At 70.1% G+C, this 20,670-nt stretch carries 16 protein-coding genes; 11 read left to right on the plus strand and 5 right to left on the minus strand.

Features of this window, described 5'->3' with window-relative positions:
* The first annotated feature begins 1 nt into the window (after position 1).
* The 5 genes from ACWF7A_RS08155 (at position 2) to mmuM (ending at position 5,787) form a co-directional block, all read left to right on the plus strand.
* Positions 2–1,276 carry a lytic polysaccharide monooxygenase gene (locus ACWF7A_RS08155; protein ID WP_452249727.1) on the plus strand — a complete coding sequence of 425 codons (1,275 nt, stop codon included), beginning with the start codon at positions 2–4 and terminating at the stop codon, positions 1,274–1,276.
* Positions 1,261–1,728, plus strand: a complete 468-nt coding sequence (locus ACWF7A_RS08160; RefSeq protein ID WP_452249728.1) for a hypothetical protein — start codon at positions 1,261–1,263, stop codon at positions 1,726–1,728. The genes ACWF7A_RS08155 and ACWF7A_RS08160 overlap by 16 nt, the downstream gene beginning before the upstream one ends.
* Positions 1,729–1,748: 20 nt before the next feature.
* On the plus strand, positions 1,749–3,500 hold the full coding sequence (locus ACWF7A_RS08165) for a glycoside hydrolase family 6 protein (protein WP_452249729.1): 1,752 nt from the start codon (positions 1,749–1,751) through the stop codon (positions 3,498–3,500).
* Positions 3,501–3,735: 235 nt separating this feature from the next.
* Positions 3,736–4,758 carry a LacI family DNA-binding transcriptional regulator gene (locus ACWF7A_RS08170; protein WP_452249730.1) on the plus strand — a complete coding sequence of 341 codons (1,023 nt, stop codon included), beginning with the start codon at positions 3,736–3,738 and terminating at the stop codon, positions 4,756–4,758.
* A 132-nt stretch (positions 4,759–4,890) separates the two neighbouring features.
* Positions 4,891–5,787, plus strand: a complete 897-nt coding sequence (gene mmuM / locus ACWF7A_RS08175; RefSeq protein ID WP_452249731.1) for a homocysteine S-methyltransferase — start codon at positions 4,891–4,893, stop codon at positions 5,785–5,787.
* A 498-nt stretch (positions 5,788–6,285) separates the two neighbouring features.
* Here mmuM and ACWF7A_RS08180 read toward each other — a convergent pair whose 3' ends face one another.
* The 3 genes from ACWF7A_RS08180 to ACWF7A_RS08190 all read right to left on the minus strand — a co-directional run bounded on the left by ACWF7A_RS08180 (position 6,286) and on the right by ACWF7A_RS08190 (position 10,392).
* A complete protein-coding gene (locus tag ACWF7A_RS08180) occupies positions 6,286–7,572 on the minus strand; it encodes a cellulose binding domain-containing protein (protein WP_452249732.1) in 1,287 nt (428 codons plus the stop codon).
* 16 nt (positions 7,573–7,588) lie between these two features.
* Positions 7,589–8,893 (minus strand): extracellular catalytic domain type 1 short-chain-length polyhydroxyalkanoate depolymerase, encoded by a 1,305-nt coding sequence (locus ACWF7A_RS08185; RefSeq protein ID WP_452249733.1) that lies wholly within the window; start codon positions 8,891–8,893, stop codon positions 7,589–7,591.
* Positions 8,894–9,015: 122 nt separating this feature from the next.
* Positions 9,016–10,392 (minus strand): endo-1,4-beta-xylanase, encoded by a 1,377-nt coding sequence (locus ACWF7A_RS08190; RefSeq protein ID WP_452249734.1) that lies wholly within the window; start codon positions 10,390–10,392, stop codon positions 9,016–9,018.
* A gap of 475 nt (positions 10,393–10,867) precedes the next feature.
* Between ACWF7A_RS08190 and ACWF7A_RS08195 the strand changes: the two genes are divergently transcribed.
* The 6 genes from ACWF7A_RS08195 (at position 10,868) to ACWF7A_RS08220 (ending at position 18,842) form a co-directional block, all read left to right on the plus strand.
* The gene (locus tag ACWF7A_RS08195) at positions 10,868–12,205 is read left to right on the plus strand and encodes a glycoside hydrolase family 6 protein (protein WP_452249735.1); all 1,338 of its coding nucleotides are present in this window, start codon (positions 10,868–10,870) and stop codon (positions 12,203–12,205) included.
* A 177-nt stretch (positions 12,206–12,382) separates the two neighbouring features.
* Positions 12,383–13,405 (plus strand): LacI family DNA-binding transcriptional regulator, encoded by a 1,023-nt coding sequence (locus ACWF7A_RS08200; RefSeq protein ID WP_452249736.1) that lies wholly within the window; start codon positions 12,383–12,385, stop codon positions 13,403–13,405.
* Positions 13,406–13,578: 173 nt separating this feature from the next.
* The gene (locus ACWF7A_RS08205; protein ID WP_452249737.1) at positions 13,579–13,719 is read left to right on the plus strand and encodes a hypothetical protein; all 141 of its coding nucleotides are present in this window, start codon (positions 13,579–13,581) and stop codon (positions 13,717–13,719) included.
* 30 nt (positions 13,720–13,749) lie between these two features.
* Positions 13,750–15,207, plus strand: a complete 1,458-nt coding sequence (locus tag ACWF7A_RS08210; RefSeq protein WP_452249738.1) for a non-reducing end alpha-L-arabinofuranosidase family hydrolase — start codon at positions 13,750–13,752, stop codon at positions 15,205–15,207.
* A 63-nt stretch (positions 15,208–15,270) separates the two neighbouring features.
* A complete protein-coding gene (locus ACWF7A_RS08215) occupies positions 15,271–16,899 on the plus strand; it encodes a glycoside hydrolase family 27 protein (protein ID WP_452249739.1) in 1,629 nt (542 codons plus the stop codon).
* Positions 16,896–18,842, plus strand: coding sequence for a family 43 glycosylhydrolase (locus tag ACWF7A_RS08220; RefSeq protein ID WP_452249740.1), 1,947 nt, complete (start codon positions 16,896–16,898; stop codon positions 18,840–18,842). Before ACWF7A_RS08215 ends, ACWF7A_RS08220 begins: the two co-directional genes overlap by 4 nt.
* Here ACWF7A_RS08220 and ACWF7A_RS08225 read toward each other — a convergent pair.
* Both ACWF7A_RS08225 and ACWF7A_RS08230 read right to left on the minus strand, forming a co-directional pair.
* Complete coding sequence (locus ACWF7A_RS08225) at positions 18,829–19,035, minus strand: sigma factor-like helix-turn-helix DNA-binding protein (RefSeq protein WP_452249741.1); 207 nt, start codon at positions 19,033–19,035, stop codon at positions 18,829–18,831. The genes ACWF7A_RS08220 and ACWF7A_RS08225 overlap by 14 nt on opposite strands.
* Positions 19,032–20,501 carry an AMP-binding protein gene (locus tag ACWF7A_RS08230; RefSeq protein WP_452249742.1) on the minus strand — a complete coding sequence of 490 codons (1,470 nt, stop codon included), beginning with the start codon at positions 20,499–20,501 and terminating at the stop codon, positions 19,032–19,034. The genes ACWF7A_RS08225 and ACWF7A_RS08230 overlap by 4 nt, the downstream gene beginning before the upstream one ends.
* Positions 20,502–20,670 lie beyond the last annotated feature (169 nt).

Consider the following 20,670-nt stretch of genomic DNA (forward strand, 5'->3'; position numbering starts at 1 on the left):
GATGAAGAAACGCATAGCGCTCTTGGCGGTCGCCGCCGCGGTCGGCGCCGTACTGGTGCACACCGGTGGCACTGCGGTCGCGCACGGGTCGATGGTCTGGCCCGGCAGCCGCACCTACCTCTGCTACGAGGACGGCCGCGCGGGCGGCGGTGGCGGCGATCTCAACCCCACCAACCCGGCGTGCGCCGCGGCCGTGGCCCAGGGAGGCAAGCAACCGCTGTGGGACTGGTTCGGCAACCTGATCAGCAACGCCGCCGGACGTCACCGGGAGATCATCCCCGACGGCAACCTGTGCGGTCCCACCACGAAGTACTCCGCCTACAACCTGACGCGCGCCGACTGGCCCACGACCCAGGTGCAGGCGAACAGCACGGTCACCTTCCGGTACAACGCGTGGGCACCGCACCCCGGCACGTGGGACCAGTACGTCACCAAGGACGGTTTCGATCCGACGAAGCCGCTCAAGTGGTCCGACCTCGAGCCGGCGCCGTTCGACTCGGTGACGAACCCGCCGCTGGCCAACGGTGAGTACGCGTGGCAGGCCCGGCTGCCCAACAAGTCCGGCCGCCACATCATCTACTCGCTGTGGCAGCGTTCTGACAGCCCCGAGGCGTTCTACAGCTGTTCGGACGTCGTGTTCGGCGGCGGTACCGGCACCCCGGACACCACCGCGCCGTCGGCGCCGGGCACCCCTGTCGCCTCGGGCGTCACCAGCAACTCGGTGAAGCTCGACTGGAGCGCGTCGACGGACAACGTGGGCGTGTCCTCCTACCGCGTCTACAGCGGCGGCCAGGTCGTCGCCACGTCCTCCACGAACTCGGCGACGGTGACCGGCCTGACCGCGGACACCTCGTACTCGTTCACGGTCGTGGCGTCGGACTCCGCGGGCAACACCTCGACGGCGTCGTCGGGCGTCACGGTCAGAACCTCGACCGGGGGCGGTACTCCGACGGGTTCCTGCACGGTCGCCTACACGCGGCCGAGCACGTGGAACGGCGGGTTCACCGCGAACGTGTCGGTGTCGAACACGGGCACCAGCGCGATCAGCGCGTGGCAGCTCGTCTGGGCGTTCCCGTCCGGGCAGCAGCTGTCGCAGGCCTGGTCGTCGACCGTGACGGTCGCGAGCGGGCAGGCCACGGCGAAGGGTGTGTCGTACAACGCGGACATCCCGGCCGGTGGGTCGGTGTCGTTCGGCTTCAACGCCACGACGACGTCCACACCGCCGGCTGATCCGACGTCGTTCACGCTCAACGGATCCGCGTGCGCCATCCGGTGACGAGGGCCCTGGTCGCCCTCCTGGTGGTGGGTTCGGTCGCGTTCGCCCTCCTCGTCGGGCGCGCCGAACCCACCCCAGACCTCAGCAGGGGCGTCGACGGCATCGGGGCGTGGCTGCACGAGCTGACCGACGAGTGCGCGACCGTCAAGCGGGGCAACGACTTCACGGACTTCGCCGGTCCGGTGCGGTCGAAGGTCTACGCGCCGTTCATCGCGGAGTGGGGGACCTGCGCCAAGCCGCCCTACGAGCGGCTCGGGCTGATGGTCCTGAAACCGGGCCTGGAACAGGCCTGGCGGACGGCGCTCGCGAACGGCGAGGTCCGGGGCGACCCGGACCTCGCCTTCGGGGACGGCTTCGCCCTCACCGGCTCGATCGGCATGGAGTACATCGGCCTGAAAAGACTCGAGTGCACGCCCACGGCGTGTTCGCTCGTTGAGATCAAGCACCATTGAGAGACAGGAGATCCGGAGCGATGAAGCTCAACGGACAGAGGCGGTGGGCCGCGGCGGGAGTCGTGGTCGCCACCGTCGTGGCGACGCTCGGGGTGGCCATGAGCGCCCCCGCGGGCGCCGCACCGGGATGCCGTGTCGACTACACGGCGAACCCCTGGGGCGGCGGAGGTTTCGGCGCCGCGGTGAAGATCACCAACCTCGGTGACGCCATCTCGGGCGGCTGGACGCTGAAGTTCACCCTCTCCGGCAGCCAGCGCGTGGCACAGGGCTGGAGCGCGAACTGGACCCAGTCGGGCCAGAACGTGACGGCGACGAGCCTGTCGTGGAACGGCAGCCTGGGCACCGGCGCGTCCACCGACGTCGGTTTCAACGGCAGCAACGCGGCCAGCGGTGACGCCAACCCGGCGTCGTTCACCCTGAACGGCACGGTGTGTACCGGCGGCACGGGGCCGACCAGCACGACGACGACCACCACGACCACGACCACGACCACGACGTCGAACGGTCCCGGTCCCGGCCCCGGTCGTGTCGACAACGCGTTCGTGGGCGCGAAGCAGTACGTCAACCCGGACTGGGCGGCCAAGGCGAACGCGGAGCCCGGCGGCAGCCGGGTCGCGAACCAGCCGACCGCCGTGTGGCTCGACCGCATCGCGGCGATCGCGGGCACGGCCGACTCTCGCGGCCTGGTCGGACACCTGGACGAGGCGGTGCGCCAGGCGGCGGGCTCACCACTCGTCATCCAGCTGGTGATCTACAACCTGCCGGGTCGTGACTGCTCGGCCCTCGCGTCGAACGGTGAGCTCAAGGCGACCGAGATCGACCGCTACAAGTCGGAGTACATCGACCCGATCGCGGCGATCCTCGCCAGGCCGGCCTACTCGGGCCTGCGGATCGTCACCACGGTCGAGATCGACTCCCTGCCGAACCTCATCACCAACGTCTCGCCGCGCCCGACCGCGGTCGCCGCGTGCGACACGATGAAGTCCAACGGCAACTACGTGACGGGTGTCGGCTACGCGCTCGCGAAGCTCGGTGCGGTGCCGAACGTCTACAACTACCTCGACATCGGCCACCACGGCTGGATCGGCTGGGACGACAACTTCGGCGCGACGGCCGACCTGCTGTTCCAGGCCGCGAACGCCTCCGGCAGCACGAAGTCGAACGTGGTCGGCTTCATCGCCAACACCGCGAACTACGGCGCGCTCAAGGAGCCGTACTTCAAGATCGAAGACTCGGTGAACGGCACGTCGGTGCGCCAGTCGAAGTGGGTGGACTGGAACCGCTACGTCGACGAGCTGTCCTACGCCCAGGCGTTCCGGCAGCGGGCCGTCCAGGCGGGCTTCGACTCGAACGTCGGCATGCTCATCGACACCAGCCGCAACGGCTGGGGCGGCAGCGCCCGTCCGACGGGCCCCGGTCCGACGACGAGCGTGGACGCGTACGTGAACGGCGGCAAGCTGGACCGTCGCATCCACCTCGGCAACTGGTGCAACCAGTCGGGTGCGGGCCTGGGCGAGCGCCCGAAGGCGGCCCCGGAGCCGGGCATCGACGCGTACGTGTGGGTCAAGCCGCCGGGTGAGTCCGACGGCGCGAGCGAGGAGATCCCGAACAACGAGGGCAAGGGCTTCGACCGGATGTGCGACCCGACGTACACCGGCAACGTGCGCAACGGCAACAACATGTCGGGATCGCTGGGCAACGCCCCGATCTCCGGCAAGTGGTTCTCCGCGCAGTTCCAGGAGCTCATGCGCAACGCCTACCCGGCGCTCTGAGCAGGGGAATGTGAGCGTGCCCATGCGGCCGGCAGCCTCGTTCGGGGCCGTGCCGTGTGGGCGCGCTCTTCCTGCCCGCACTGGTTTTCCGTCGGGCAAGTTTCCAGACAGTGCGGAATTCGTCTGGACCACCCGAAAAGCGCAATGTTAACGCACACATAACTCTTGATGTCATCAGAAGGTGCTCCCTATGGTGTCGACACGCTCACTGAGCGCAAGCGCGAGAGGAGGCTGTGTGGTCACCATCGCGGACGTCGCAAGGCACGCCGGGGTCGCCCCGAGCACGGTCTCCTACGTCCTCACGGGCAAGCGGTCGATCTCCGCGGACACGAAGTCGAGGGTCCGCGAGAGCATCAGAGCGCTGGGTTACCAGCCTCACGCCTCCGACCGCACGACGTCGACCGGCCGGACCAACGTGATCGGGCTGGTCCTCCCGCTGCGTGCCGGAACCCACCTGCCCGCGGTGATGCGGTTCGTCACCGCCGCGGTGACGACAGCGCGCCGCTACGACATGGACCTGCTGCTGCTGACCGCGGACGACGGCGCGGCGGGCCTGCGCCGGGCCGCGAACAGTGCCCAGGTCGACGGTTTCCTCGTGATGGACGTGGAGATGGACGACGACCGCGTGCCGCTGCTGCGGCAGCTGGTCAAACCTTCCGTCCTCATCGGACACCCGGCGGCGGCGCGCGGCCTCACCTGCGTGGACCTCGACTTCGAGGCCGCGGGGGCGAAGTGCGTCGACCACCTGGCGGACCTCGGCCACCGCTCCATCGGTTTCCTCGGCGCGCCGAGCGCGGTCTACCGGCGCGGCACCGGTTTCGCGCACCGCACGATGAACGGCTTCAGCGCGGCCGCCATGCGCAGGGGGGTCGCCGCGACGGCGCTGTCCGTCGAGGGCGACCACGACTCGGTGTTGCGGGCGACGAAGGCCCTGATCCGCGCCCACCCGTCGATGACGGCGCTGGTGGTGCACAACGAGGCGGCGCTCGGCTGGATCACCACCTGCCTGCGCGCGGCCGGCCGGCAGGTCCCCGGTGACGTCGCCGTGGTCGCGATCTGCCCCGACGAACTGGCCGAGCAGACCTCACCGCTGCTCACCTCGGTGCGGTTGCCGGCCGAGGAGCTCGGCAGACACGCGGTGGACCTGCTCGTCGCGAAGCTCGAGGGCAAGCAGGCACCACCCCTGATGTTGTTGCCGCCCAGGCTCTCCCGCCGGGCGAGCACCCCGGACCCGGCCGCACACCGCGGCACGGCCTGACCGGACGGCACTCGGGACACGTCCGTGCGCGTGGACATGCGGCGCACGCACGCGGACGTTCCCGGCGGCCGTCCCTGGAGGAGTGCGCGATCTGTGACTGTCGCGCACTCCTCCTCCCCTTAGAATCGCCGGGTGGAACTGGCGGAAGCTTTGGCGCACAAGGTGATCGTGCTCGACGGCGGCATGTCGACGGCACTGGAGCAGGCCGGGCACGACCTGTCCGACGAACTGTGGTCGGCGCGGCTGCTGCTGACCGACCCGGACGCCGTGCGCGCCGCCCACCTCGCCTTCTACCGGGCGGGGGCGTCGGTCGCCATCACCGCGAGCTACCAGGCGAGCTTCGCCGGTTTCGCGCGGCGCGGCATCGGCGAGGCCGAGACCGAACGCCTGCTGCGGTCGAGCGTCGAGCTCGCCCGCTCCGCCGCGTCCGATGTGGACGGCGAGCGCTGGGTGGCGGCGTCGGTCGGCCCGTACGGGGCGGTGCTGGCGGACGGCTCGGAGTACCGCGGCCGGTACGGACTGTCGAGGCGGGAACTGGCCGACTTCCACCGACGCCGGCTGGAGACGCTCTGGTCGGCCGGACCGGACGTGCTCGCGGTCGAGACGATCCCGGACGTCGACGAGGCCGAGGCGGTGCTCGACGTGGTGCGGGGCAGCGGTGTGCCGATGTGGCTCTCCTACAGCGCTCGCGGTGACAGGACCTGCGCGGGGCAGCCGCTGGAGGAGGCGTTCGCGGTCGTGTCCGGTGTGGACGAGGTGGTCGCGATCGGCGTGAACTGCTGCGCGCCGGAGGACGTGGCCGAGGCGGTCGCGGTGGCGCGCCGGGTGACCGGGCTGCCGGTCGTCGTGTACCCGAACAGCGGGGAGACCTGGGACGCGCGGCAGCGGACGTGGACCGGGGACGGCACCGGGATCGCGGCGTCGGCGGGGGAGTGGGCCGACGCCGGCGCGAGGCTGGTGGGCGGGTGCTGCCGCACCGGACCCGAGGCGATCGGGGTGCTGGCGGCGGGGCTGGCTGCTCGAGGTTGAGGTGATCGGGGTGCTGCGGTCAGGCTGGGCTGCCCGGGTTTGAGGTGATCGCCGTGCTGACGGAAGGGCTGGCCGCACCGGCCTCGAGGCGCTCGTGGTGCCGGAGGCGGAGCTGGTTGCCTGGGTTCGAGATGATCGCGGTGCTGCTGGTAGGGCTGGTTGTCTGGGCTTGAGATGATCGCGGTGCTGGCGACAGGGGCTGTGCTGCTCCGGCTTGAGGCGATCGCGGTGCTGGCGGAAAGGGCTGCGCCGCCCCGGCCTGAATCGATCGCGGCGCTGGCGGTTGAGCCGGTTGCCCGGGCTCGAGGTGATCGCCGTGCTGGCGGTGAGGCTGGCTTGCCCTGGGCTTGGGCCGATCGCGGCGCTCGCGGAAGGGCCGCCCAGGCCTGAGCTCCCGGAGCCGCCCTGCTCCGCACCGCCCTCCGCTGCAGGGACGCGGAGGAACGGACCGGGGCGCCGGTCCCACGGCCGCCCCGGCCCGTTCCTCCCGCGGAGCCGTCAGACGATCTGGCACGTCCTCCCGTTGAGGCTGAACCAGTCCGGCCTCCCGATGCCGCCCGAGTGCGTCGCCTGGAAACCGAAGGTGACCGAAGCGCCGGGCGCGATCTGCCCGTTGTAGGGGGCGTTCGTCGCGGTGACCTGGCCGGAGGAGGGCGCGTAGCCCGCGTTCCAGCCACCCGTGATCGTCTGCCCGGCGGGCAGTGCGAACACCAGCGACCACCCGTCGACGGGCGTCGTGCTCGTGTTCGTGAGGGTGATGTTCGACGTCAGGCCCTCGGCCCACGCGTTGATCGTGTCGCTCACGCGGCACGGCCACTGGGTGGGCAGGGGCGTGGACGGGGTCGTGCTCGGCGGGTCGCTGCCACCACTGGCGAACTGGGTGATGAACTTCCACGCCTCGGCGGACGTCCAGGTCTGCCAGCCGTCGCCGCCGGAGTCGATCGGAGCCGGGGTGTGCCCGCCGTCGAACGCAGCCCACACCACGGGGTATCCCGCGCGGCAGCCGCTGTAGTTCGTGATGATGTGGCGCCGGCTGCCCGCCGCCGGTTCGGGTGCGTTCTGCGCGGTGCAGCCGTTGTTGCGCACGAACGTGTCGCGCAGGCCGCGTCCAAGTCCGATGCCCAGGACGTTGTCGCTGATGCCGTGGATGCCCATGTACCCGATGGGCTGGGTGCCGCCGTCGCACCCGCTGAGCTGCGCACCGGAGTACGCGACGACCGCGCGGAAGACGCCGGCACGCGCGCACGCCACCGCGTACGACATGCCGCCGCCGTAGCTGAAACCGCCGGCGAAGCGCTGGCTCGTGTCGATGCACAGCCCGGCGTCGAGCAGTGCGACCAGGTCGTCGACGAACCTCAGGTCCTGGCCGCCGGGGTTGGCCCAGCCGTTGCCGTTGCCCTGCGGCGCGACGAAGATCGTGCCGTTGTTCGCGGCGTCGGAGAGCCTGCGCAGCCCGTAGTAGGACCAGTTGTAACCGTCGGAACCGCCGGAGTCGACGTCGTTCGCGGTGCCTCCGCGCCAGTGGAAGCCCACGAACAGCCGGTACTGGCGGTTGTTGTCGTAGTTGGGCGGCAGCCGCAGGATGTAGGAACGGCTCTGGCCGCCACTGCTGATGGTGTGCTGGCCGCTCGTCAACGCGGGTGCCTTGCCGCAGCCCGCCGTCGCCGCCGTGGTGCCTGCCTCGGGACCGCCGACGGCGATGCCCGCGGCTCCCAGGAACACCACGGCGCTCACGGCGGCCGCCGCGATCGCGAACCTGGTTCGTCGCCCGTTGCGGTGGATCATCGTCGTCCCTTCGGTGTCAGACGACGGCGCACTGCACGCCGTTGAGCGTGAACCCGCCGGCCACCGCGCTGTTGCCCGTGTGCGTGGCCTGCAAGCCGATCGAGATCTGCGCGGAGGGCTGGATCTGGGCGTTGTAGGAGACGTTGGTCGCCGTCACCTGGCCGGTGGAGGGGGAGTAGGTCGCGCTCCAGCCGCCCGTGATCGTCTGCCCGCCCGGCAACGTGAACTGCAGCCTCCAGCCGTTGACCGCGGTCGAGGACGTGTTGGTGATGGTGATCGTCTCGGTCAGGCCGGTGTTCCACGCGTTGACCGCGGCCTTGACCGAGCAGCCCTGGGACGGCGGCGGAGTGGTGGTGGTGGTCGTCGTCGTTGTGGTGGTGGTCGTGGGGTCGGTCGAGGGGCGGTCCAGGCCGAGGAACGTGATGGCGCGCCCCACCATGCCCGCGGTCGGCACGTCGTGGCCGGTGCCCTGGGCGCTGATGCCCTCGACGACACCCGTCGCGCCGTACCGCGTGCGGGTCCAGTTCGACTGCGGCTGGTCGGTGGAGACCGGGGTCCTGCTCACGCCGTGCACGTTCGTCCACTGGTCGAGCGCCTCGCCGAAGTTCGGGTACGCGAGCGTCGTGTCGTTGGTGCCGTGGAAGAGCTGCATCCGCGGGTAGCTCCCGGTGTAGCCGGGGAACATCGCCCGCGCCTGGTCTCCCCACTGCTGCGGGGTCTTCTGCAGGGTCCCGCCCGAGCACTGGCTGTTCCACAGCGACCCGTCGGTCGTCGCGAAGCACCCGGCGGGAACACCGGCGAAGGCCGAGCCGGCGCTGAACACGTCCGGGTACTCGGCGGCCAGCACGTTGGTCATCATCGCGCCGGACGAGATGCCGGCGACGACGATGCGCGACGGGTCGACGTTGTAGCGCTGCCGTGCGTGCGACACCATCGACATGATGCCGGTCGAGTCGCTGCCTCCGTTGCGGCGCAACGCGTTCTGCGTCGACACGTCGAAGCAGCGACCCTCCCGCGTCGCCTCCGGGTAGACGATGACGTACCCGTAGCGGTCCGCGGCGCTGACGAACTCCCGCCCGCCGCCGTTGTGCACGGCGCTCGCGGACCCGGTGCAGTAGTGGACCATCAGGAGCAGCGCGGGCCGGGCCGCGAGCCGGTCCGGTGCGTACACGTACATGTTGAGGTTGGTCGGGTTGGCGCCGAAGCCGGTGACCGGCACGAGGGACGCGGCGAGGGCCTGCCGCGGGACGAGCGAGAAGCCGATGGCGGCGACCAGTGACAGCACGGCCGCGATGATCGCGACGACGCGATACCTGGTCACGTGGCGCAGGGTGGAGTTCGGGACGGTCACGACGACCTCGTTCTCTTGCCGGGAAGGGAGAGGGCAGGCCGGCGCCCGCGGAGGACGTCACGTCCGATCCGCGAGCGCCGGCCTGACGGACGTCAGCGTGCCGAGCAGGACGGGTTCAGGCCCGACCCGTTGCCGCTGCCCTGGAAGCCGAACTCGGTGGACCCGCCCGCGGGCACGTTGGCGTTGTAGTCCACGTTGGTCCAGTTGACCGTTCCGCTGTTGCCGCTGCGGTTCGCGCTCCACGAGCCGGTGACCGTGGCGTTCGACAACGTGGTCGTGACGGTCCAGCCGGTCAGCGCACTGGAGCCCGCCGTGACCTTGATCGTGGCGACGAAGCCCTCGTTCCACTGGTTCAGCGACACCGTCGCGGTGCAGCCGCCCGGACCGGGGCCGTTGCTCGTCGTCGTCGTGGTGGTCGTGGTGGTGGTGGTCGTCGTCGGACCGGGGCCGCCGCCCGCGTTGAGGGCGTCCAGCGTCGAGTTGTACGCGGCCTTCTTGTTGCCGCTGCCGTCGAACAGCAGGGGAGTGCCGGAGGCGCGCCACGAGTCGGTGTCGCGGATGCCCCACACGGTGATGCCGGTGCAGCGCGCGACGGCGAGGCAGGCCTGGGTGACCCTCTGGTAGTTCTGGGCCTGCGCGCTGCCGGAGCCCTCGATGTCGAGCTCGGTGATCTGCACGTCCACGCCGAGGTTGGCGAAGTTCTGCAGGGTGGTCTGGTAGTTGGACGGCACCGGGCTGTTGGGGTTGAAGTGCGACTGGAAGCCGACGCAGTCGATCGGGACGCCGCGGGACTTGAAGTCCTGCACCAGCCGGTAGACGCCCTGGGTCTTGGCGTGCGACCAGTCGTCGGTGTTGTAGTCGTTGTAGCAGAGCTTGGCGCCGGGGTCGGCTGCACGGGCCGCGCGGAAGGCGGCCTCGATCCAGTCGTTGCCGGTGCGCTGGAGGTTGGAGTCACGCCGGCCGCCGCTGCTGCCGTCGGCGAACGCCTCGTTGACGACGTCCCAGGCGTAGATCTTGCCGCGGTAGTAGGTCGCGACCTGGGTGACGTGGTTGAGCATCGCGTTGCGCAGGGCCGTGCCGGACATGTTCTGCATCCAGCCCGGCTGCTGCGAGTGCCACGCGAGGGCGTGCCCGCGGACGCGCTTGCCCTGTCCGCGGGCCTGGTTCACGATCCGGTCGCCGTTGCCGTAGCTGAACTGGTTCTGGTTCGGCTCGGTCGCGTCCATCTTCATCTCGTTCTCGGCCGTGACCATGTCGAACTCGCGGTTCAGGATGCCCACGTAGGTCGAGTCGCCGAGCTTGTTCGCGGCAACGGCGGTGCCGAAGTAGCGGCCGCTCTGCTGGGCCGCCGCCGCGAGGGTGGTCGCCGCGTTCGCGGCCGGTGGTGCGATCAGGGTGGCGCCGATCGCCGCTGTCACGACCGTCGCAACGATCGGGATCAGGGCCACTGACTTCGATGTCAGTTTCATCTTCCACGCTTTCCGAGGTCGACCCGAATGCAGGGTGGGTGATGGGCAGGACGGATGGCCGGATCCGGTGCGCCATTGCCGGATCGCGGTGGGCGGTGAGAATTGGCGGAGGTGTTCCGTCGTCGCCCGCCGTTGCCGTTCCGGAGTGTCGCAGCCGTTCATCGACGCTCACAAGAAGTCGCTGTCGAATTCGACGGCGATTGACCTGATCGGCGTAGCGCGGATGAGGGAGCGCTCCCAACTACCACGTCAAAGCCTTGATCGCATTTTCGGGAAAGTTTCGAAACTTTCTTCGCCGCAGTTGGTCCATTAACACTTCCGGCGTTGACGATTCAGAGTTCCGTGGTTACGTTGACCCGAACTCGCATTAGCGTCTCCTCCGTATGAGAGCGCTCCCGCGTCGCCGATTCTCACGTCCGGACAGCAACGACGCTGCGAGAACCGAATCACATCGACCGAGCGAACTGGAGACACGATGACACGGTGGAAGCGGGGCACGAGCGCGTGTCTGCTCGCGGGCGTGGCGGTCACCGGGGTGGCGGCCCTGGTGATCAGCGGCGGCGCGACCGTCAGCGCCGCGGAGTCGGCGTTCTACGTCGACCCGTCGAGCTCGAGCGCGAAGTGGGTGGCCGCCAACCCCGGCGACTCGAGGGCCGCGGTCATCCGCGACCGCATCGCGTCGGTCCCGCAGGCGCGGTGGTACACCACGACCAACACCTCGACGGTGCGGTCGGAGGTCAGTTCCTTCGTCGGTGCGGCGGCCTCCGCCGGGAAGATCCCGATCCTGGTGGTCTACAACGTCCCGAACCGCGACTGCGGTGGCGCCAGCGGTGGCGGGGCGCCCTCCCACGCGGCCTACCGGGCCTGGGTCGACGAGGTCGCGGCGGGCCTCGCCGGACGGCCGGCGACGATCGTGCTGGAACCGGACGTGCTGCCGTTGATGACCAACTGCCAGAGCACGGACCAGCAGAACCAGACCAAGGCGTCGATGGCCTACGCGGGCAAGAAGCTCAAGTCCGGTTCCGGGCAGGCCAAGGTCTACTTCGACATCGGCCACTCCTCGTGGCTGACCCCGTCGGAGGCGGCGAACCGGTTGCGCGGCGCGGACATCTCCAACAGCGCCGACGGCATCTCGACCAACGTCTCCAACTACCGCGCCACCTCCGACGAGGTGAACTTCGCGAAGAACGTGCTCAACGCAGTCGGTGACAGCCGCCTGAAGGCCGTGATCGACACCAGCCGCAACGGCAACGGTCCCGCGGGCAGCGAGTGGTGCGACCCGTCCGGGCGCGCGATCGGCACGCCCAGCACGACGAACACGGGCGACTCGCGGATCGAGGCGTTCCTGTGGATCAAGCTGCCGGGCGAGTCGGACGGCTGCATCGCCCCGGCCGGTCAGTTCGTGCCGCAGCGGGCCTACGAGCTCGCGATGGCGGCGGGTCCGATCACGACCACGACGACCACCACGACCACGACGACCACCACGTCGGGCGGCGGCAACCCCGGTGCCGGGTGCACCGCCACCCACCGCGTGACGAGCCAGTGGCAGGGCGGCTACTCCGCGGAGATCGTGATCGTGAACCGCGGTGCGGCGATCAACGGGTGGACGTTCACGTTCTCCGCACCGGGTGTCTCGGTGACCCAGGGCTGGAACGGGACGTGGACCGACACGGGTGACCAGGTCCGCGTGGCGAACGCGGCGTGGAACGGCTCCATCGGCTCCGGTGCCCAGCTGAGCATCGGGTACAACGCCAACTACACCGGCACGCCACCGTTCTCGTCACCGGTGCTGAACGGTGTCGCCTGCTCGTGAGGCGGTGACCAGGGGTCCCCGGCCTTCCTCTGCCGGGGACCCCTCCGCCTCCCGGGAGCACCCCTGACGGCCGGACGGCGCCCTCCAGCGGGCCTGTCCGGCGTCGGCGCGTGACCACCTCGTGTGGAACATCCGGCCGGTGCGGCAGGAGGCGGAGCTGTGGCGGGACGAGCGCGCGTGACCCTGGCCGACGTGGCGGCGGCGAGCGGGGTGTCGATCACCACGGCCTCGCTCGTCCTGACCGGACGCGCGCGGGAGCTGCGCATCTCCCAGGCCGCCGAGCAGCGCGTGCGTTCCACCGCGCAGGAGCTCGGCTACCGGCGCGGCACCGCCGCGCCGCGGTCGCGTGGCGGGCTGTCGCGGACGATCGGGTTCGTGCTCGACACCGCCGAGGCGTCCGGCCCGGTCGGTGACGTCGTCAAAGGAGCGGTGGAAGCCGCGTGCCGGCACGGGTTCATGCTGCTCGTCAGCGAGTCCGGCGGAGATCCGGCCGTGGAGCGCGCCCTGGTCGAGGCGATGCGGGACCGCCAGGCGGACGGCATCGTGTTCGCCGCCGTGCACGCGAGGACGAGCGCCGTGCCGGACGGTCTGCGCCACGCGCCCGCCGTCCTGCTCAACGCCACCGCGCGACCCGGCCTTCCGTCGGTGGTGTCCGACGAGGTGCGGGGCGGCCGTTCGGCGGCCCGCGTCCTCGTCGAGGCCGGGTGTGTGCGCGGAGTCCACGTGATCGGCACCGGGTCAGGGCCGCCCGGTGGCATCGCGGCGGTGGACCGTCTCGCCGGCCTGCGCGAGGGGTTCGCCGCGGCGGGCGTCGAGGTGGTGGGCGAGCACATCTGTCCGAAGTGGACGGCGGAGCAGGGGTACGAGGCGACCGGGGAGCTGCTGCGCCGCCACCGGCCGGAAGCGCTGGTGTGCCTGGACGACCGCCTGGCGTTCGGCGCCTACCAGGCGCTCGCCGAGGCCGGGCTCTCCGTGCCGGGTGACGTGTCCGTGCTCGGGTTCGGCGACCATCCCGTCGCCTCCTGGATGCGACCCCGGCTGACCACGATCGCCCAGCCCCACCACGCGCTCGGCGCGCGGGCGGTCGAGGTCCTGCTGGAGATCGTGGAACGGCGCGGACGTGGTGCTCGTCCCGCGGCGGTCCACAGGGTGCCGATGCCCGTGCGCGAGGGCGGTTCGGTGGCGCGGGCGGGACGATGACACCCGCTTGTTTGCGTTAACAGTGCGGATCTGGCTGATTCCCAGTTCAACGTTGGTCAAACATGATCTGCTAAAAGTTAGCGCTCACATTTAGCTTTGACCGCAGCGTGAAGGCGTCGTTACATTGCTGGGAGCCGCCCCTGCCGTTGACCCTCGTCGACGAAAGGCTCTCCATGCCAGCCCTCCCTGAACAGTCCACTGTGGAGCAAGCGAACGCCGCCGTTCCCGCGCGGGCGATGCCGCCGGGCGACCACGTCGTGACCCGGATCTGGGGCGGTACCGCCGGCCGCCCGCTCACGGTCACCTGCGCCTGACCCCGCTCCCTCCAGCGACGAAGGGTGATCATGTCCCTCGCACGGTTCTCCCTGTCCCGGCGTGCCCGGCTCACCGCCCTGGCCGCGGTCCCGCTCCTCGCGGTGACCGCGCTGACCGCGGTCGCCCAGCAGCCCGCCTCGGCCGCACCCGGTTGTTCGGTCACGTACACGACACCGTCGCAATGGAACGGTGGGTTCACCGCGGCCGTCGTCGTCACGAACCTCGGCGACGCGGTCGACGGCTGGACGCTCACCTGGAGCTTCGGCGCCGGGCAACAGGTACAGCAGGCCTGGAACGCCCAGGTGACCCAGTCCGGCGCGCAGGTGACCGCGCGCAACGTCTCGTACAACGCGACGATCCCCACCGGCGGCAAGGTCGAGTTCGGGTTCAACGGCTCCAGCACGGGCTCCAACCCGAACCCGGCGGCGTTCACCCTCAACGGCACCCTCTGCGCCGGCGACGTCGGCCCCACCACCACCACCACCACGACAACGACGACCACCACCACGGGCAACCCGCCGGTGGGCAGTCTGCCGTCGAGCTTCCGCTGGTCCTCCAGCGGCCAGCTGATCAGCCCGAAACCGGACTCCACGCACGCGAACGTCGCGGTGAAGGACCCGAGCGTCGTCTACCACAACGGCAAGTACCACGTCTTCGCGTCGACCTACACCGACGGCTACAACCTGATGTACACCAGCTTCACCGACTGGTCGCAGGCGTCGTCGGCACCGCACTTCTACCTCGACCGCTCCGGCATCGGCACCGGGTACCGGGCCGCGCCGCAGGTGTTCTACTTCGCCCCGCAACGCCTCTGGTACCTCGTCTACCAGACCGGCTCGAACGCCTCGTACTCCACGACCTCCGACATCTCGAACCCCTCGTCGTGGTCCACGCCGAAGAACTTCTACGCGAACGGCATGCCGCAGATCATCCGCGACAACATCGGCAACGGCTACTGGGTGGACTTCTGGACGGTGTGCGACACCTCCAAGTGCTACCTCTTCTCCTCCGACGACAACGGCCACCTCTACCGGTCCGAGACCACGCTCGCGCAGTTCCCCAACGGCTTCACCAACACGGTGATCGCCATGCAGGACAGCGACCGCAACCGGTTGTTCGAGGCGGCCAACGTCTACAAGATCGCCGGCAAGAACCAGTGGTTGCTGGTGCACGAGGCGATCGGCTCCGACGGCCGCCGCTGGTTCCGCTCGTGGACCGCGCCGTCGATCACCGGTCCCTGGACGGCGCTGGCCGACAGCGAGTCGAACCCGTTCGCCCGCGCGAACAACGTGACGTTCCCGAGTGGACAGTGGACTCGCGACATCAGCCACGGCGAGATGGTCCGCACGAACGTCGACCAGACGATGGAGATCAGCCCGTGCAAGCTCAGCTACCTGTACCAGGGCATGGATCCCAACGCCGGCGGTGAGTACAACCGGCTGCCCTGGAGGCTCGGCCTGCTGACCCAGACCAACTCCACCTGCTGATTCCGGGGCCGGTGCCGCCGGTCGCGCCGCCGGTGGCACCGGCCCCGGGAGAAAGGGGCGACGATGCCCTCCCTGTCAAGGAAACTCCTGCAGGTCGCCGTCGCGCTGCTGGTGGCGGCCACCGTCACCGCCGCGCCCGCCTCGGCCGCTCCCGGCAGCCCCGCCCTCACCCCGCCACTGGGGTGGAACAGCTGGAACAGCTTCGGGTGCGGGATCACCGAGGGCCAGGTCCGCGAGGCCGCCGACGCGATGGTGTCGTCGGGCATGCGCGACGCCGGCTACCAGTACGTCGTCGTGGACGACTGCTGGTTCGATCCGCAGCGCGACTCGGCGGGCGCGTTGCGCTCGCACCCGTCGAAGTTCCCCAGCGGCATGAAAGCGCTGGGCGACTACATCCACGCACGAGGGCTGAAGTTCGGCATCTACCAGGTGCCGAACGAGCGCACGTGCGCGCAGACCACCGGCGCGCACCCCGGTTCGACGGGCAGCAAGGGCCACGAGGTGCAGGACGCGCGCACGTTCGCGGCCTGGGGCGTGGACTACCTGAAGTACGACTGGTGCTCGGGCGCCGGCACCCGCGACGAGCAGGTCGCCCGGTTCTCGATCATGCGTGACGCCCTGCGCGCCACCGGGCGCCCGATCGTCTACAGCATCAACCCCAACAGCTTCCACGCCATCACCGGCGACCGGTACGACTGGGGCCAGGTCGCGGACCTGTGGCGCACCACCGAGGACCTGCTGGACATCTGGCAGAACGGCAACGTCAACAGCTACCCGATGGGCGTGGGCAACGTCGTCGACGTCACCGCCCCGCTCGCCGTCCAGTCCGGTCCGGGGCACTGGAACGACCCGGACATGCTGGTGGTCGGGCGTCCCGGCCTGACCCTCACCGAGTCCCGCTCGCACTTCGCGCTGTGGGCGTTGATGGCGGCGCCGCTGATGGCGGGCAACGACATCCGCACCATGTCCGCCGACGTGAGCGCGATCCTGCGCAACCAGCGCCTGATCGCGGTGAACCAGGACGCTCTCGGTGCTGGAGGACGGCGAGTGCGCGACGACGGGGTCACCGAGGTGTTCGCCAAGCCCCTCTCGGACGGCTCGGTCGCGGTCGGTCTGTTCAACCGGGGCGGTGGCACCGCGACCGTCTCCACCACGGCCGCCCAGATCGGCCTGTCGGGCAGCACCTTCACGCTGACCGACCTGTGGACCGGCGGCACGTCCGGCACCTCGGGGGCGATCTCCGCCTCCGTTCCCGCGCACGGCGTCGCCGCGTTCCGGGTGACGGGCGGAAGTCCTGTGCAGGGCACCACGTCCCGGTGGCGAGGAGCGGGCGCGAACCGCTGCCTCGACGTCGAGAACGGGTCCACCGCCGCCGGAACCGCCGCGGTGATCCAGGACTGCCTCACGCCCGCCTCGCAGCAGTGGACCTCGTGGCCGAACGGCGAGGTGCGGGTGTTCGGCGACAAGTGCCTCGACGCCTACGACCAGGGCACCGCGAACGGCACGAGGATCATCACCTGGCAGTGCAACGGCCAGGCGAACCAGCGCTGGACGTTCGGCTCCGACGGAACGCTGCGCAACACGAACGCCGGCCTGTGTCTCGACGTCGAACGGGCCGCGACGGCCAACGGCTCGAAGCTCGTGCTGTGGACCTGCAACGGCCAGTCCAACCAGAGGTGGGCGCGATCATGAGGTGGATCCCTGCCACGCTGTCCGTCCTGACGCTGGTGGCGGCGGGAGTTGCCGCGAGCACGGCGGCGCAGGCGGCTCCCGGCTGCTCGGTCACCTACACCAGGACCTCCGAGTGGCAGGGCGGCTTCGGCGCGTCCGTGTCCGTCACGAACACCGGTGACGCGATCACCGGCTGGACGCTCGAGTGGACGTACGCGTCCGGCCAGCAGGTCGGGCAGCACTGGAACGCCGTGATCACGCAGAGCGGCGCGGACGTCAGCGCGCGCAACGCCTCCTACAACGGCTCCGTGCCCACCGGCGGCAAGGTCGAGTTCGGGTTCAACGCCACGTCCGGCTCCAGCAACCCGGACCCGGTGTCGTTCCGCCTGAACGGCACCCCCTGCGGCGACACCGGTGCACCGACCACGACGACAACGACGACCACGACCACGACGACGACCACTCCCAGGCCGTCGTCCTTCACGAACCCGGTGCTGTGGCAGGACTTCGCCGACATCGACATCATCCGCGTCGGTGACGCTTACTACTACTCGGCGTCGACCATGCACTACTCGCCGGGCGCGCCGGTCCTGCGTTCCTACGACCTGGTCAACTGGGAGTTCGCCGGACACTCCGTGCCCCGCCTCGACTTCGGCTCCAAGTACGACCTCAACGGCGGCAGAGGGTACGTGCGGGGCATCTGGGCCTCGTTCCTCAACCACCGCAAGAGCAACAACACGTTCTACTGGGGTGGTTGCGTCGACTTCGCACAGACGCACATCTACACCACGACCTCCGTGGACGCGCAGTGGTCGAAGCACTCCACGATCAACAAGTGCTACTACGACGCGGGAATGCTGGTCGACGACAACGACACGATGTACGTGGCCTACGGCAACACCACGATCAGCGTCGCGCAGCTCTCGGCGGACGGGAAGTCCGAGGTGCGGTCGCAGCAGGTGTTCCAGACGCCGTCGAACATCGGCACGCTGGAAGGCGCGCGGTTCTACAAGCGCAACGGCAGCTACTACATCTGGCTGACCAGGCCCGCGAACGGCCAGTACGTGCTCAAGGCGTCGAGCCCGTTCGGCCCGTACACCGTCCAGCAGGTGCTGCTGAACATGCTCGGCCCGATCCAGGGCGGGGGAGTGCCGCACCAGGGCGGCATGGTGCAGACGCAGAACGGCGACTGGTACTACATGGCCTTCGTCGACGCCTACCCCGGAGGCCGCGTCCCGGTGCTCGCGCCGATCACCTGGACCTCCGACGGCTGGCCGCGCATCACGACCGTCAACGGCGGCTGGGGTGCGAACTACCCGATGCCGAACCTCCCGTCGCGTCCGGTGAGACCCATGACCGGCGTCGACACCTTCGACGGGACGACTCTCAAACCCCAGTGGGAGTGGAACCACAACCCGGACACCACGAAGTACAGCGTCAACAACGGCCTGCGGCTGTCCACCGCGACCGCCACCAACGACCTGTACAACGCCCGCAACACCCTCACCCACCGGGTGCAGGGGCCGACGTCCACCGCCACCGTCACCCTCGACCTCGGCTCGATGCGCGACGGTGACCGCACCGGTCTCGCGATGCTGCGCGACTCCTCGGCGTGGATCGGCGTCAAGCGCGACAACGGCCGCAACCGCGTCGTGATGGTCAACGGCCTGACGATGGACAGCGGCTGGAACACCACCGGCACCGGCACCGAGGTGGCGAGCGCGAACCTCACCGGGACCCGGATCTGGTTGCGGGCCAACGCCGACATCCGGCCGGGCAGCGGCCGGCAGGCCAGGTTCTCCTACAGCACCGACGGGGTGAACTACACGTCGCTGGGCACCGGCTTCACGCTCAAGAACGAATGGCAGTTCTTCATGGGCTACCGGTTCGGCATCTTCAACCACGCCACGCAGGCACTCGGTGGCTCCGTCGCCGTCCAGCGGTTCGAGCTCACGACTCCATGACACCGTTCTCCTGCAAGGCCAGCCTCAACGCGTGCAGACCGCGCTGCAACCGGACCTTCACGGTGCTCTCCGGCACCTGCAGCGCGGTCGCCACCGCGGCGACGGACTCGCCGCGGTAGAAGGCCCGCACGATCACGACCCGGTGGTCCGGCTCCAACGAGGAGAGCGCGTCGGCGACGAGCCGCGCGCTCATGACCGCTTCACGGGCGACCGGCGCCCGTCGAGGCACGACAGCAGTGCGCGCCGGTCGACCCTGCCGCGGTCCGTCGTCGGCAACGTGTCGACCGGCACGATCAACGTGGGCACGCAGTAGTGCGGCAGTCGTTGGGAGACCGCGCGCCGGGCGACCTCCGGCGCCGCCGTGCCGGGGCTGATGAACCCGACGAGCCGCCCGTCGTGCACCAGCGTCGTCGCCCTCTCGCAGCCCGCCGCGCCCTCCAGCGCCTCGGTGACGGCGTTCAGCTCGAACCGGTACCCGAGCACCTCCACCTGGTCGCCGGCCCGGCCGTGGTGCTCCAGTTCGCCGTCGGCGTTCCACCGGCCGAGGTCGCCAGTGCGGAACATCAGGTGGTCTCCGCCGAGGAACGGGTCGGGCCGGTACCGGCGTGAGGTCAGGTCGAGGTCGCCCGCGTAACCCGCGGTGACGCCCGCTCCGCCCACCCACAGCTCACCGACCTCGCCGGAAGGCCGCGGGCGCTGGTCCTCGTCGAGCACGTACGCGGTCGCGTTCGGCACCGGCCTCCCGAGCGTGAGCCGGCCGCCCGCGCCGAGACGCTGCACGGTCGCGGCGATGGTGACCTCGGTGGGGCCGTACGCGTGGTGGAAGTCCACCCGGCCCGACCACGTGTCCGCCAGCGCGCGCGGGCACCGTTCACCGGCTACCGCGATCGTGCGCACCCGCCGGCACGCGTCGGGGTCCAGCGACGAGAGCACGTCGGGTGTCGCGATCACGACGTCCACCTCGCTCGCCGTCCGCTGGAGGTCGTCGCCGCGCAGGACCAGCGTGCCGCCGTTCGCCAGCGTGCCGAGCACCTCCCACATCGCCAGGTCGCAGGCGATGTCCAGCAGTTGCGCCACTCTCGTGCCCGGTGCGACGCCCAGCGATCCGGGAGCCGTGAGGAGCAGGTTGCACAGGTTGGCGTGGGAGACCCGCACACCGTTCGTGCCGGTGAAGACGACCGCGGCGACGTCCGAGTCGGCGGTGATGGTGCGGCAGAACGTGCTCACGTCGGGCAGGGTGTCGATCGTGAGGACCTCGGCGAGGTGGCCGGGCAGGGAGTCCGCGCTCGTCGTGAGCACCACGTCGATGCGCGCGGTGCGGACGACGTGCCGCAACCGCGCCTCGGACGTGGTCGCGGCGTCCTGGGGCACGTAGGCGGCCCCCGCCTTGAGCACGGCGAGGACGCCCACCACCATCGAGATCGACCGCGTCAGGAACAGCCCCACGTGGTCACCGGGACGCACACCGGCGCGGACGAGGTACTCGGCCAGCAGTCCGGCCCTGGCGTCGAGCTCCGCGTAGGTCAGCGACTCGCCGAGGTGTTCCACGGCTGTCGCGTGCGGACGCCGTGCCGCGTGCGTCTCGGAGGCGTGGTGGACGTGGTCGAACGAAGGCGTGCGGATCGGCCCGGCACCGAACGCCCGGAACTCGGCTGCCATGACAGGACCCCTTCCACTGGTGCCGTGCCGTCCAGCTTGGACGACTCGGACCGGGAGAGTCCGATCATCTGTCGAATCGACAGCGAATCGATCAAGACGTTGCGCTGCAACAACTTGGGGAGTGATCTGCCGCACGGTCGACCATCACCCGTAAGGCTGACCGGCCGCT

This window comes from Lentzea sp. NPDC055074 (genome assembly GCF_053608005.1).